This window comes from Catellatospora aurea (assembly GCF_042663325.1).
Classification (GTDB): Bacteria; Actinomycetota; Actinomycetes; order Mycobacteriales; family Micromonosporaceae; genus Catellatospora; species Catellatospora aurea.
Genome location: NZ_JBHTAC010000017.1, coordinates 99,990 through 113,636, shown reverse-complemented (window position 1 = coordinate 113,636; position 13,647 = coordinate 99,990). Strand labels below are relative to the sequence as shown.

Genomic DNA, 13,647 nt, shown 5'->3' with positions numbered 1-13,647 from the left:
CCGCGTCCCACCAGTTGATCGTCTCGTCCCGCCCGGCCCTCCCCTGCCGCAACTCTTAAAGACTTGCGGCCTCGGAGGGTTCGGGATGCCGCGACTCTTAAAGAGTTGCGGCGGGAGTGGGGCGGGCCCGGAGGCCCGCCGCCGGGTGGGTGGTCAGGCGGCCAGGCGCAGGGCCGGGTTGGCGGTGATGCTGCGCGAGCCGCGGCCGATGGCGACCAGGCCCGACTGCACCATCTCCTTGATCCCGTACGGCTCCAGGTCGCGCAGCAGCGCGTCGAGCTTCTCGGCGGTGCCCGTCGCCTCGATGGTGAGCGCGTCCGGGGCCACATCCACGACCTTGGCCCGGAACAGCTCGACGGTCTCCAGCACCTGCGAGCGCACCGGGCGGTCGGCCCGGACCTTCACCAGCAGGAGTTCGCGCTGCACCGCGGTGCTGGCCTCCAGCTCCACGATCTTCAGCACGTTGACCAGCTTGTTGAGCTGCTTGGTGACCTGCTCCAGTGGCTGCTCGTCGGCGTTGACGACGACCGTGATGCGGGAGACCTCGGGGTGCTCGGTCTCCCCCACCGCCAGCGAGTCGATGTTGAACCCGCGCCGCGAGAAGAGCCCCGCCACGCGCGCCAGCACACCGGGCTTGTTCTCGACGAGCACTGAAAGCGTGTGCTTACTCATCAGATGTCATCCTCGTCGAAGGTGGGACGCACGCCCCGGGCGAACATGATCTCGTCGTTGCTGGTGCCGGCGGCGACCATCGGCCACACCATGGCGTCCTTGCCGACCACGAAGTCGATGACCACGGGCGCGTCGTTGATCGCCATGGCGGCCTCGATCGTCCTGTCGACGTCCTCGGCGGACTCGCAGCGCATGCCGATGCAGCCCAGCGCCTCGGCGAGCTTCACGAAGTCGGGGATGCGGTGCTTGTGCGTGCCCAGGTCGGTGTTGGAGTAGCGCTCGTTGTAGAACAGCGTCTGCCACTGCCGGACCATGCCCAGGTTGCCGTTGTTGATGACGGCCACCTTGATCGGGATGCCTTCGAGCGCGCAGGTGGCCAGCTCCTGATTGGTCATCTGGAAGCAGCCGTCGCCGTCGATCGCCCACACCACCGCGTCGGGCCGGGCCACCTTCGCGCCCATGGCGGCCGGGACGGCGTAGCCCATGGTGCCCAGGCCGCCGGAGTTGAGCCAGGTGGCCGGCTTCTCGTACGAGATGAACTGGCTGGCCCACATCTGGTGCTGGCCGACGCCCGCCACGTAGACCGCGTCCGGACCGGCGATCTCGCCCAGCCGCTTGATCACGTACTGCGGGGCGAGCGTGCCGTCCTCGGGCTCCTCCCAGCCCAGCGGGTAGCGGGTGCGCAGGTCGTTGAGCTGCGCCCACCAGTCCTCGCGAGCCGGGTGGGACTCCGCCTTCAGCGCCGTGATCAGCTCCTCGATCACGTGCTTGACGTCGCCCACGATCGGCACGTCCGCATGGCGGTTCTTGCCGATCTCGGCCGGGTCGATGTCGGCGTGGATGACCTGGGCGTCCGGGGCGAAGCTGTCCAGCTTGCCGGTGACCCGGTCGTCGAAGCGCGCGCCCAGGGTGATCAGCAGGTCGCTGCGCTGCAGCGCGTACACCGCCGACACCGTGCCGTGCATGCCGGGCATGCCGACGTGCTGGGTGTGCGAGTCGGGGAACGCGCCCCGGGCCATCAGTGTGGTGACCACCGGGATGCCGGTCAGCTCGGCCAGCTCGCGCAGCGCGTCGGTGGCCTGGGCCTTGAGCACGCCGCCGCCGACGTACAGCACCGGGCGCTTCGCCGCCATGATCAGGCGGGCCGCCTCGCGGATCTGCTTGCCGTGCGGGTGCAGGGTCGGCCGGTAGCCGGGCAGGTCCAGGGTCGGCGGCCAGCTGAACGTGGTCTGCGCCTGCAGCACGTCCTTCGGGATGTCGACCAGGACCGGGCCGGGCCGGCCGGTGGCCGCCAGGTGGAACGCCTCGGCCAGCACCCGGGGCAGGTCCTCGGCGGACTGCACCAGGAAGTTGTGCTTGGTGATCGGCAGCGTGATGCCCTGGATGTCCGCCTCCTGGAAGGCGTCGGTGCCGATCGCCGGGCGGGCCACCTGACCGGTGATCGCCACCAGCGGCACCGAGTCCATGTACGCGTCCGCGATCGGCGTCACCAGGTTCGTCGCGCCCGGTCCCGACGTCGCCATGCACACGCCGACCTTGCCGGTGGCCTGGGCGTACCCGGTCGCGGCGTGCCCGCCGCCCTGCTCGTGGCGGACCAGGATGTGGCGCAGCTTCGAGTCGAACAGCGGGTCGTACGCGGGCAGGATGGCGCCGCCGGGAATGCCGAAGACCACCTCTACCCCGAGCGCCTCCAGCGACTTGACGAGGCTCTGCGCGCCGGTGGCCGCGACAGGGGCGGACTGGGCGCTGGTGGCGGCGGGGGGCGCTGATCGTTGCGCCGCGGCCCGCTGGGCCAGGGACTCCGGGCTGGGTCTAGTCATTTCCGATCACCTTTGGCATCTGGAAGGTCTCAGGGCGTCCGGCCAACAAAAAAGCCCTCGTGCAAAGTTCGCACGGGGGCCAGCGCACTCTCGTCAGTTTGAGAGTGCGCTCAGGTAAGTACTCGGGTGGACGGCCGAGAGGTCGACATGGGCTCAGCTTGACGCATCTCAGCCGCTGAGTCAACTGCTCCCGGATGTTGGGACGACCGTGTCGTGACGTCCCGCTGAGCTGCCGCTCGCCTCGCTGACGCGAGACGGCGAGAGCCCGCCGATCGGCTGCGTCAGCGGCAGGGATTTGGCCGGTGACGCGCTGTTTCCCGACCCGGTCGGGGTGCTCGGCAGCGTCTTGGTCGGGGCGGGGCCGGCGTTCGCGGACGGCGCGCTCGGCAGTGGTTTGGGCGGTGCGGCGGGCAGGGCTTTGAGCCCCCCGTTGGCCGAGGACGCCAGCCGCGCCTCCAGGTGCTCGGCGGGCACGCCCATGCCGAACAGCTGGCCCTGCCCGTACGGGCAGCCGGTCGCCTCGACCAGGCGGCGGTGGTGCGGCTCGCTGATGCCCTCGGCGATCACCTGCAGGCCGAGACGCTGACCGAGGCGCACCGCCACGTCGACCATCGGCGCGCCCGGCCCGTGGTCGGACGGCGCGTCGATGACCAGGTCACGGTCGATCTTGAGGATGTCCACCGGCATCTGCCGCAGCTGCCCCAGCGAGGAGTAACCCGCGCCGAAGTCGTCCAGCGCGATGCGCAGGCCCAGCGCGCGCAGCGCGGCCAGGGTGCGCCGGAACTCGTCCAGGTCGGTGGCGACGGCGTGCTCGGTCACCTCCAGCACCAGCCGCGACGGCGGCACCCGGTGCTTGCGCAGCACCTCTTTCACGCCGGTGACGTACTTGGTGGAGTGCAGCTCCCGCGGGGAGATGTTCACCGACACCCAGACGTCGTAGCCCTCCTGCACCCAGCGCGACAGCTGGCGGCAGGCCTGGTCCAGCACCCACGCCCCGAGTGCCTCGATCTGGCCGGTCTCCTCGGCGATCGGGATGAACTCCAGCGGCCCGACCGGGCCCAGCTCCGGATGGTTCCAGCGGATCAGCGCCTCCGCGCCGACCGGGCGGGTCGACGGCAGGGCCACCACCGGCTGGTACGCCAGGGACAGCTCCTGGCGGTCGATCGCGCCCCGCAGTTCGTGCTCGATCGCGGTGCGGCGGCGCAGCTGCTTGTCGTACACCTCGTCGTAGAGCTCGACCCGGTTCTTGCCGCGCTGCTTGGCGGCCCGCAGGGCCAGGTCGGCGTTGCGCAGCAGGGTCGGGATGTCATCGGCCGCGCCGCAGCCGGCCAGGCCGATGCTCGCGGACAGGAAGATGTCGGCGGCCCCGTGCTGGTACGGCCGGGACAGCACCGCCAGCAGCCGCTGGGCGACCTTCGCCGCCTCCCCGGGCCGGCTCCACATCAGCACCGCGAACTCGTCGCCGCCCAGCCGCGCGGGCAGGTCGCCGGGCCGCAGGTTGAGCCGAAGCCGCTGGCCGACCTCGATCAGCACCGCGTCGCCCGCGTCGTGGCCGCGCATGTCGTTGACGTTCTTGAACCCGTCCAGGTCAAGGGTGAGCAGCACGCACGGCGGCCCGCCGGCCGCGTCGAGATACATCGTGCGCAGCAGCCCTCGCCGGTTGGCCAGGCCGGTCAGCGGGTCGGTGTGGGCCAGCTCACGGAAGTGCGACTCGCTGTCGGCCAGCCGGTTGTTGGCTTTGCGCACGTCCACCACGGCCAGGTACTGCCGGCCGACCATGAACAGCCCGTTGACGATGCCGACCAGGGCCGTGACCGGCTCGATGCCCATCCCCCGGCTGTAGCCGAGCGCCACCACGAACGAGATCGTGATCACCGGCGCGAGTCCCGCGGCCAGGCCCGAGCTCGGCGACACCGACTCGGCGTCACTGGCGCGAGGCGGCGGGGGCGGCCCGATGAACCACAGCGCCGCGCCGATCGGCAGGGCCGCCGCCGCGACGACCACCACCAGCGGGGCCCCGTAGCACGCGCCCCCGGCGATCGTGGTCATGCCGACGGACATCAGCCCCGCGCCGACGCAATGCCGCAGCAGCGGCCCCTGCCGCAGCTGCGCACGCACCAGCAGCACCGCGCTCAACCCCAGCACCACCGAGCACAGGATCGTGGCGACCAGCACCGGCACGCACGCTCCCGGCAGGGCGTGGTGCCCGCCGGGCTTCACCGGCGCCAGCAGGAAGGTCCACGCCACGATGAACAGGCCCGACGCCACCATCAGCGACTCGAGCATCAGCCGCAGGCGCGCGCCGTCGCCCACCACCTGATCGGTGATCTCCAGGAGCGCGGCGACCAGCAGCAGCGCGGCGATCGACGCGGGCAGGCCGAGCAGGCCGCCCAGCACCATCCGGTTGCTCAGCAGGTGAACCCAGCCGTCCGGCCAGCCGGCCGTGTGCACCCAGGCGATCGGGGCGGCGAGGGCGTACACCATCAGCGCACCGGCGCTGAGCCGGTTCGCGCGGACGACCAGGCCGTGCTGGTCGACCAGCCGATTCGTCGCCAGTGCCCAGACCACAGGCACAGCGGTCAACACGCTCGCCAGTACGGCTATCGCGAGCCCCGGGGGGAGGTCCACGTCACCACTCTGCCGCAGCGGTGAGCACAAAGCGAGACACGTTGTGCGACATTCCCGCATCACCACCGTCCCGGGGTGTGGACACAGCAACGCTGAGCTGGGCGCGTGCTCGGACGAGTGACACACTTACGACATGCCCGAGCTGCGTTCCCGCACCTCCACTCACGGTCGCACCATGGCCGGCGCCCGCGCGCTGTGGCGTGCCACCGGTATGACCGACAGCGACTTCGGCAAGCCGATCATCGCCGTCGCCAACAGCTACACCCAGTTCGTGCCGGGGCACGTGCACCTCAAGGACCTCGGCGGCCTGGTCTCCGACGCGATCGCCGAGGCCGGCGGCGTGGGCCGTGAGTTCAACACCATCGCCGTCGACGACGGCATCGCCATGGGCCACGGCGGCATGCTCTACTCGCTGCCCAGCCGCGAGCTGATCGCCGACGCGGTCGAGTACATGGTGAACGCGCACTGCGCCGACGCGCTCGTGTGCATCTCCAATTGCGACAAGATCACGCCCGGTATGCTGCTGGCCGCGCTGCGCCTGAACATCCCCACCGTGTTCGTCTCCGGCGGCCCGATGGAGGCCGGCAAGACGGTCGCCGTCGAGGGTGTCGTGCACACCAAGCTCGACCTGATCGACGCGATGATCGCCGCCTCCAACGACGCGGTCAGCGACGAGCAGCTCGGCCAGATCGAGCGGTCCGCCTGCCCGACCTGCGGTTCCTGCTCCGGCATGTTCACCGCGAACTCGATGAACTGCCTCACCGAGGCGATCGGCCTGGCCCTGCCCGGCAACGGCTCCACGCTGGCCACCCACGCGGCCCGCAAGGCGCTGTTCGAGCAGGCCGGCTCGCTGATCGTGGACCTGTGCAAGCGCTACTACGACGGCGACGACGCCTCCGTGCTGCCCCGCGCCATCGCCACCCGCGAGGCGTTCGAGAACGCGGTCGCCCTCGACGTCGCCATGGGCGGCTCGACCAACACGGTGCTGCACCTGCTGGCCGCGGCCCGCGAGGCCGAGCTGGACTTCGGGGTGGCCGACATCGACGCCGTCTCCCGGCGGGTGCCGTGCCTGGCCAAGGTCGCGCCGAACAGCCAGCAGTACCACATGGAGGACGTGCACCGGGCCGGCGGCATCCCCGCCCTGCTGGGCGAGCTGAACCGGGGCGGCATGCTGCACACCGGCGTGCACGCGGTGCACTCGCCGAACCTGGCCGGGTGGCTGTCCGATTGGGACATCCGCAGCGGCGCGGCGCTGCCCGTGGCCGAGAAGCTGTTCCACGCCGCGCCCGGCGGGGTGCGCACCACGCAGCCGTTCAGCACCGAGAACGTGTGGTCCACCCTGGACACCGACGCGGCCAACGGCTGCATCCGGGACGTGGCGCACGCGTACTCCGCCGACGGCGGCCTGGCCATCCTGTTCGGCAACCTGGCCCCGGACGGCGCGGTCGTGAAGACGGCGGGTGTGTCCGAGGAGAACCTGCGCTTCACCGGTCCGGCGAAGGTGTTCGAGTCGCAGGACGACGCGGTCACCGCCATCCTGGGCGGCGAGATCGTCGCCGGCGACGTGGTCGTCATCCGGTACGAGGGCCCGCGCGGCGGCCCCGGCATGCAGGAGATGCTCTACCCGACCTCGTTCCTCAAGGGCCGGGGCCTGGGCAAGGCGTGCGCGCTGATCACCGACGGGCGCTTCTCCGGCGGCACGAGCGGGCTGTCCATCGGGCACATCTCGCCCGAGGCGGCCGGCGGCGGCCTGATCGCGCTGGTCGAGAACGGCGACACCATCGCCATCGACATCCCCGCCCGATCGATGGTGCTGGAGGTCCCTGAGCAGGTGCTGGCCGAGAGGCGTATCGTTCAGGACAAGCGGGAAAAACCGTACACCCCGGTCGACCGGCAGCGCCCCGTGAGCGCGGCCCTGCGGGCGTACGCGTCGATGGCCACGAGCGCCAGCGACGGCGCGTACCGCCGCGTCCCCTAACCCTCGACTCCCCCGCAGGCTCGCCCCCCGCGGGAGGACTCCCTCACGCTGGTTGGCCATGAACCCACAGTTCATGGCCAACCAGCGTGCCCTTTTCCCGCTGATCATGAACTTATGGCACGGCTCGGCGGCGTGTCGTGTCCACACCTTCATGATCACCCGGCAGTCGGACCACCCGGGCGATCATGAAGTTAGGACAGGGACACGCCGGTGACCCGTGCCATAAGTTCATGATCAACGCACCCCGAGTGATGGGTGATCATGGGCGGCATAGGATGCGGGTGGTACCGAATGCGAGGAGTAATGCGATGCACGAGCCCAAGCTGCCGCACCTGACCGCGGCCGATCCGGCGCTGGCCGCGCTGATCGAGGGTGAGGCGAAGCGGCAGCACGACAAGCTGCGGATGATCGCGTCGGAGAACTACGTGTCGACGGCGGTGCTCGAAGCCTGCGGGACGGTGCTGAACAACAAGTACTCCGAGGGGTATCCGGGCAAGCGCTACTACGAGGGCCAGCAGTTCTGCGACCAGATCGAGACGCTGGCGATCGAGCGGGCCAAGGCGCTGTTCGGCACCGAGCACGCCAACGTGCAGACGTACTCCGGCTCGCCCGCCAATCTCGCCGTCTACCTGGCCTTCATGACGCCGGGCGACACGTTCCTGTCGCTGGAGCTGGCCCAGGGCGGGCACCTGACGCACGGTTCGCCGGTGTCGGCGACCGGCAAGTGGTTCCGGCCGGTGCATTACACCGTCGGGCGCGACACCGGGCGCATCGACATGGACCTGGTCCGCGACATCGCGCTGGCCGAGCGCCCCAAGATGATCTTCTGTGGCGGCACGGCGATCCCGCGCACCATCGACTTCCCCGGCTTCGCGGCGATCGCCGGCGAGGTCGGCGCGATCCTGGTCGCCGACATCGCGCACATCGCCGGCCTGATCGCGGGCGGGGCGCACCCGTCGCCGGTCGGCCACGCCGACGTGATCACCACGACCACCCACAAGACCCTGCGCGGCCCGCGCGGCGCCATGATCATGGCGAGCGCCGAGCACGCCACCGCCATCGACAAGGCCGTCTTCCCCGGCCTGCAGGGCGGCCCGCACAACCACACCACCGCCGGCATCGCCGTCGCGCTGCACGAGGCGGCGCAGCCGACCTTCACCGCGTACGCCCACCAGGTCGTCGCGAACGCCAAGGCGCTCGCGACCGCGCTCAACGACCGGGGCTTCGACCTGGTCTCCGGCGGCACCGACAACCACCTGCTGCTCATCGACCTGACCGGCAAGGGCATCGAGGGCAAGCCCGCCGCCAAGGCGCTCGACGCGGCCGGCATCGAGCTGAACTTCAACACGGTGCCCTACGACCCGCGCAAGCCGTGGAGCCCGTCCGGCATCCGCCTGGGCACCGCCGCGCTGACCACGCGCGGCCTGACCGAGCAGCACATGCCGCAGGTCGCGGCGTGGATGGACGAGGCGGTCACCGCCGCGGTCAAGGACGACCCGGCCACCGGCGAGCGTATCGCCGGCGAGGTGCGCGACCTGCTCCAGGCCTTCCCCATGCCCGGGTACACCGACTGAGCACTGTGATCGGAGCTCCTTTCGTGCTGAACTGTTCAGCACGAGAGGGGCTTCGATCATTCACAACGCAGCTGGAGCTCATATGAAGCGGGTAACCATCGCCGACATCGCCCGCGCGGCGGGGGTGTCCAAAGGCGCGGTGTCGTACGCGCTCAACGGCCGACCAGGCGTGTCCGAGGAGACCCGGCGGCGCATCCTCGCCGTGGCCGAGCAGTTCGGCTGGCACCCCAGCAGCGCGGCGCGGGCGCTGTCCGACGGCCGCACCGGCGTGCTCGGCATGATCGTCGACCGCCCGGCCCGCACGCTGGGCATCGAGTCCTTCTTCATGCAGCTCATCTCGGGCATCGAGGCGACCCTGTCGGCCCGCGACGTCAGCCTGCTGATGCAGGTCACCGAGGACCGCGAGCGCGAGATGGCGACGTACCGCCGCTGGTGGGCGCAGCGCCGGGTGGACGGTGTGATCATCGTGGACCTGCGCCGCGACGATCCGCGCGTGCCGCTGCTGGAGGAGCTGAACATGCCGTGCGTGGTCATCGGCGGCCCGCACGGCCTCGGCACGCTGCCCGGCGTGTGGAGCGACGAGGTCGCGGTGACCACCTCGGTGGTCGAGTACCTCGCCGCGCTGGGGCACCGGCGCATCGCCCGGGTCGCCGGGCTCGCCGACCTGTGGCACACCTCGGTGCGCGGGCAGGCCGTCGCCGACTCCGCCGACCGGGTCGGCCTCACCGACGTGACCACGGTGTACACCGACTACACCGGCGAGGAGGGCGCCCGCGCCACCCGGGCGCTGCTGTCGCGCCGCCCCTCCCCGACCGCGATCGTCTACGACAACGACACCATGGCCGTGGCCGGGCTCGGCGTCGCGCACGAGATGGGCATCTCCGTGCCGCACCAGCTGTCCATCGTGGCCTGGGACGACTCGCCGCTGTGCCAGCTGCTGCACCCGCAGCTGTCCGCGGTCAGCCGCGACATCGCGGCGTACGGCGCGCACGCCGCCGACCAGCTGCTGAAGATCCTCGACGGGGCCGAGATCCGCGGTTTCCAGGACACGACACCGCAGCTCGTGCCGCGGGGAAGCACCGCTCCGCCGGCGGCCTGACGCCTACACTCGGCCGCATGAGCCTGTCCGCGGCGTACGCCCGCGACCTGCTGGCGGCGCTGCCGGCGCGGGTCGCCGACCCGCTGACCGCGGCCGAGTTCGCCGGGCTGGAGAGCCGGTTCGGGTTCGTCTTCAACCCCGACCACCGCGCCCTGCTCACGGCGGGGCTGCCGGTCGGCGGGCGCTGGCCCGACTGGCGCGACGGCGACCCTGACCAGCTCGCCGAACGGCTCGCCGCGCCGGTCGACGGGGTGCTGTTCGACGTGCAGGAGAACGGCTTCTGGTTGCCTGGCTGGGGCGAGCGGCCGTCCCGGACGGCGTTCGCGCTGTCGGTCGCCCGCCGGGCGCTCGAACGAGCCCCGCAGCTCGTGCCGGTCTACGGCCACCGCTACGCGCCCGCGCTGCCCGAGACCGACCTGCCGGTCTTCTCCGTCATGCAGACCGACGTCATCGTGTACGGCGACACGCTGCCCGCGTACCTCCAGCGCGAGTTCGACCTGCCACCCGGCGATCTGCCCGGCGGCGCCGCCAAGCAGGTCCCCTTCTGGTCCGACCTCACCTGACCCGGCGGGTCAGAGCAGGGCGTACACCGTGGTCGCGTGGGCGACGATCACGCCCTTGGCGGTCATCGTGATGTCGGCGAACGCCATGGTCCGGCCCAGCTTCGTCAGCCGGGCCGTGACCAGCACATCGCTGCCGAGCACCGGCCGCTGGAACGTGGTCGACAGCTGCACCGTGGTCATCGGCACGAACCCGCCCCGGGCCGCGCTCACCGCGATGACCGTCGCCGTGTCCGCGGCGGCCATCAGGGCCTGCCCGCTCATCGCCCCGCCCTCCCGGGCCAGCCGGTCCGACCAGGGCAGCCGCAGCGTGGCCCAGTCGGGGCCGGTCTCCTGCACGGTCAGGCCCAGCTCCCGCACCCACGGGGCGAAGTTGTCCGCGAGGATGCCGTCGCCGTCGAGCGCGGGAGCCTCCTGCTCGACACTGCCGCCCGCGACGCTGGGCAGCACCTGCACCTCACCGCTGCCGCTGACCGGCGTCTCCTGACCTGACAACACCCTGCAGTCCTCTCCGTCCACGTACACGTTGACGTAGCGGCGCAGCTCGCCCCGCTCGTCGCGGATGCGCCGGCCCAGCCGGGGCCAGCGCTGATCGACCTCGTCCAGCACCGCGCGCAGCGTGCCGTCCGATTGCACCTCAAGCCTGGACTCGCCGCCGACCTCGGTCCGCAGCGCGCCCGGCACCAGCACCGTGACCATCAGATCCTGACCGCCCGCACGCACAGCACGTCGGGCAGGTGCGCCGCCACCAGCGCCCAGCTGTCGCCCTCGTCGGCGCTGGCGAACACCTCGCCGGTGCGGCTGCCGAAGTAGACGCCGACCGGGTCGTTGTCGTCCACGCACATCGCGTCGCGCAGCACGGACGGGTAGAACGGGGCGGTGGGCAGCCCGTACGACTGCGGGGTCCAGGTCTTGCCCGCGTCGGTGGTGCGGAAGACGCGGCACTTGTTCTCGACCGGGAAGCGCAGCGCGTCGGCGGTGATCGGGAAGTTCCAGGCGGTGCCGCCGCGGCGCGGGTGGGCCACCATCGCAAAGCCGAAGTCGCTGGGCAGGCTGTCCGCGATCGAGGACCAGGTCTGGCCGTCGTCGTCGGAGCGGTACACCCCGTGGTGGTTCTGCAGGTAGAGCCGCTCGGGGTCCTCGCCGTCGCGGGCGACCTTGTGCACGCACTGGCCGAACTCCGGGAACGGGTCCGGCATGAAGGTGACCTTGATGCCGCTGTTGGACGGGTGCCAGGTCTCGCCGCCGTCGGTGGTCCGGTAGACGCCGCCGGTGGACATCGCGACCAGGATCCGCGACGGATCGGTCGGGTGCGGCAGCACCGTGTGGATGGCCTGGCCGCCGAAGCCCTCGCCCCACTCGGTGCGGTGCGGGTGCTCCCACAGGCTGCGGACCAGCTCGTACGTCAGGCCGCCGTTGGTCGAGCGGAACAGGGCCGACGGCTGCGTGCCCGCCCAGACGACGTCCGGCTCGGCGGCCGGACCCGGCTGCAGCGCCCACACCCGGCCCAGCGCCGTGTCGGTGTCCTGCGGGAACGCCAGCGGGGCGTGGTCCGGCTCGCGCCAGCAGACGCCCAGGTCGTCGCTGGTCGCCACGCTCGGGCCGAAGTGCGAGCTGTCGACGGCCGCCAGCAGGCGGGGCGTGGCGCGGCGGCTGTCGACGCCGACGGCGTACACCCCGGTCATCGGGAACTGCGGGACGGACAGCTGCCAGGCGTCCCCGACCCGGTCCCGGCGGGCCAGGAACAGGCCCTTCGCCGTGCCTATGAGCAGCAGAACGGTCATCGTTGACCTCTTTTCTCCGGTTCACCGCGCCTGAGGTTCACGTTCACCGGCCGCGACGGCGCACCATGGGCGCGCGGCCTCGCAGGTCAGTATGCCCGTGACGTCCGACACAACACACTACGTGGAACAATCGTGGCGTGACCCGCTTCCGCCTCCCCGCCGCCATCAGCGTCGCCGCTCTGATCACCCTGCTCGGTGGTTTCCCCATCGCCGCGCAGGGCGGGTTCTGGTGGCTGGTGCTGCTCGTGCCCGCCGCGGTCATGATCTGGGCGTGGCAGGCCGGCACCGACGTCAACGAGCGCGGGCTGCGCGTCCGGGCGCTGCTGGGCGCCCGGGTCGTGCTCTGGCCGCAGATCGCCGAGCTGCGCGCGCAGGGCCCGAAGCGGGTCGTCGCCGTGCTCACCGACGGCAGCGCCCTCACCCTCACGGCGGTCCGCCCCACCGACCTCCCCAAGCTCGTCGCCGCCGCCGGCCAGCCCCTCACCACCGCCTGACGGCTCGCACGGCAGATCAGTAGCCGTCGTGGACCTGGTTGTCGAGCGGTTCGCCCGCGACGTAGCGGCGCAACTGCCGACCCACCAGGCGGTACGCCCGGGGTAGCAGGCCGCGCACCGAACCTGCCACGTGCGGCGTGATCAGAACGTTGGGCATGTCCCACAGCGGGTGCCCGGCGGGCAGCGGCTCGGGGTCGGTGACGTCGAGTGCGGCACTGATGCGGCCGGACGCCAGCTCCTTGGTCAGCGCGGCGGTGTCGGCGACCGGGCCGCGGGCCGCGTTGACCAGCAGCGCGCCGTCGGCCATCGCGGACAGGAACGACGCGTCGACCAGGCCCCGGGTCTGCGGGGTCAGCGGCACCAGCAGCACCACCACGTCGGCCTCCGGCAGCAGCCGGGGCAGCTCGTCGACGCCGTGCACGCCGTCGCGGGCGGTGCGGGCCACGTAGGCCAGGTCCACCTCGAACGGGGCCAGCCGCGCCGCGACCGCCGCGCCGATGGAGCCCGCGCCCACGATCAGCACCCGCTTGCCGCCCAGCTCGTCGGTCGGCGTGACCTCGGCGTACGCCCACCGGTGCGCCGCCTGCGCCCGCGCGAAGTGGTCGAAACGGCGCAGCGAGGCCAGGATCGCCGTGACCACCCACTCGGCGGTATGCGAGTCGTGCACGCCGCGCGCGTCGCACAGCGTGACGCCCTCGCGCAGCCGCCCGACCCAGGCGTCGGCCCCGGCGGTGATCAGCTGCACGACCTTGAGGCCGCTCATCCGGTCGGCCAGGCCGACCACGTCGCCGCTGCTCAGGAACGGCGGCACCCAGAACTCGACCTCGGCCGGGTCACCCGGCAGGGGCGCGTCCGGGCGGGGCAGCACCGCCACCTCGACGCCCGCCAGCAGCGGGCCCATCAGTTCACGTCCGGCCTCATGGGCGATCCACATCCGCACGGAGTCCACGCTATCGGCCGCGCAGGGGCGGGTGAAGGGGGCCTGCCTGTGCTCGGCAGACTCCATTCACGACGCTCCCGCCAGTCAATCCCGATGGA

Annotated in this window: 11 protein-coding genes; 5 read left to right on the top strand and 6 right to left on the bottom strand. The window is 71.7% G+C overall.

From position 1 onward, the window contains the following. Positions 1-153: 153 nt before the first annotated feature. The 3 genes from ilvN to ACFQO7_RS18695 form a co-directional block, all read right to left on the bottom strand. A complete protein-coding gene (gene ilvN / locus ACFQO7_RS18705) occupies positions 154-672 on the bottom strand; it encodes an acetolactate synthase small subunit (RefSeq protein WP_120318427.1) in 519 nt (172 codons plus the stop codon). After that, positions 672-2,492, bottom strand: coding sequence for an acetolactate synthase large subunit (locus ACFQO7_RS18700; RefSeq protein ID WP_376807545.1), 1,821 nt, complete (start codon positions 2,490-2,492; stop codon positions 672-674). The genes ilvN and ACFQO7_RS18700 overlap by 1 nt, the downstream gene beginning before the upstream one ends. 180 nt (positions 2,493-2,672) lie before the next feature. Continuing rightward, on the bottom strand, positions 2,673-5,120 hold the full coding sequence (locus ACFQO7_RS18695; protein WP_376807544.1) for a putative bifunctional diguanylate cyclase/phosphodiesterase: 2,448 nt from the start codon (positions 5,118-5,120) through the stop codon (positions 2,673-2,675). A gap of 133 nt (positions 5,121-5,253) precedes the next feature. On the opposite strand from ACFQO7_RS18695, the gene ilvD reads away from it, so the two are divergent. From ilvD to ACFQO7_RS18675, 4 genes are all read left to right on the top strand, one after another. Continuing rightward, the gene (ilvD, locus tag ACFQO7_RS18690) at positions 5,254-7,098 is read left to right on the top strand and encodes a dihydroxy-acid dehydratase (protein ID WP_376807543.1); all 1,845 of its coding nucleotides are present in this window, start codon (positions 5,254-5,256) and stop codon (positions 7,096-7,098) included. 308 nt (positions 7,099-7,406) lie between these two features. Next, positions 7,407-8,672: a serine hydroxymethyltransferase gene (locus ACFQO7_RS18685; RefSeq protein WP_376807542.1), complete on the top strand. Its 1,266-nt coding sequence runs from the start codon at positions 7,407-7,409 to the stop codon at positions 8,670-8,672. 82 nt (positions 8,673-8,754) lie between these two features. After that, the gene (locus tag ACFQO7_RS18680; protein WP_376807541.1) at positions 8,755-9,771 is read left to right on the top strand and encodes a LacI family DNA-binding transcriptional regulator; all 1,017 of its coding nucleotides are present in this window, start codon (positions 8,755-8,757) and stop codon (positions 9,769-9,771) included. A gap of 17 nt (positions 9,772-9,788) precedes the next feature. Then, positions 9,789-10,334, top strand: coding sequence for a hypothetical protein (locus ACFQO7_RS18675; protein ID WP_376807540.1), 546 nt, complete (start codon positions 9,789-9,791; stop codon positions 10,332-10,334). Between the two features lie 9 nt (positions 10,335-10,343). Here ACFQO7_RS18675 and ACFQO7_RS18670 read toward each other — a convergent pair whose 3' ends face one another. Both ACFQO7_RS18670 and ACFQO7_RS18665 read right to left on the bottom strand, forming a co-directional pair. After that, a complete protein-coding gene (locus ACFQO7_RS18670; RefSeq protein WP_376807539.1) occupies positions 10,344-11,030 on the bottom strand; it encodes a MoaD/ThiS family protein in 687 nt (228 codons plus the stop codon). Then, complete coding sequence (locus ACFQO7_RS18665; RefSeq protein ID WP_376807538.1) at positions 11,030-12,115, bottom strand: WD40/YVTN/BNR-like repeat-containing protein; 1,086 nt, start codon at positions 12,113-12,115, stop codon at positions 11,030-11,032. The genes ACFQO7_RS18670 and ACFQO7_RS18665 overlap by 1 nt, the downstream gene beginning before the upstream one ends. Before the next feature lie 137 nt (positions 12,116-12,252). On the opposite strand from ACFQO7_RS18665, the gene ACFQO7_RS18660 reads away from it, so the two are divergent. After that, complete coding sequence (locus ACFQO7_RS18660) at positions 12,253-12,609, top strand: PH domain-containing protein (RefSeq protein WP_376807537.1); 357 nt, start codon at positions 12,253-12,255, stop codon at positions 12,607-12,609. Positions 12,610-12,625: 16 nt separating this feature from the next. On the opposite strand, the gene ACFQO7_RS18655 is transcribed toward ACFQO7_RS18660, so the two are convergent. After that, complete coding sequence (locus ACFQO7_RS18655; RefSeq protein WP_376807536.1) at positions 12,626-13,549, bottom strand: 2-hydroxyacid dehydrogenase; 924 nt, start codon at positions 13,547-13,549, stop codon at positions 12,626-12,628. Positions 13,550-13,647: the final 98 nt, after the last annotated feature.

Excerpts from the sequence above, each read along its gene's own strand:
- ACFQO7_RS18675 (WP_376807540.1), top strand. The coding sequence starts at position 9,789 with ATGAGCCTGTCCGCGGCGTACGCCCGCGACCTGCTGGCGGCGCTGCCG.
- ilvD (WP_376807543.1), top strand. The coding sequence starts at position 5,254 with ATGCCCGAGCTGCGTTCCCGCACCTCCACTCACGGTCGCACCATGGCC.
- ACFQO7_RS18700 (WP_376807545.1), bottom strand. The coding sequence starts at position 2,492 with ATGACTAGACCCAGCCCGGAGTCCCTGGCCCAGCGGGCCGCGGCGCAA.
- ACFQO7_RS18670 (WP_376807539.1), bottom strand. The coding sequence starts at position 11,030 with ATGGTCACGGTGCTGGTGCCGGGCGCGCTGCGGACCGAGGTCGGCGGC.
- ilvN (WP_120318427.1), bottom strand. The coding sequence starts at position 672 with ATGAGTAAGCACACGCTTTCAGTGCTCGTCGAGAACAAGCCCGGTGTG.
- ACFQO7_RS18665 (WP_376807538.1), bottom strand. The coding sequence starts at position 12,115 with ATGACCGTTCTGCTGCTCATAGGCACGGCGAAGGGCCTGTTCCTGGCC.
- ACFQO7_RS18685 (WP_376807542.1), top strand. The coding sequence starts at position 7,407 with ATGCACGAGCCCAAGCTGCCGCACCTGACCGCGGCCGATCCGGCGCTG.
- ACFQO7_RS18680 (WP_376807541.1), top strand. The coding sequence starts at position 8,755 with ATGAAGCGGGTAACCATCGCCGACATCGCCCGCGCGGCGGGGGTGTCC.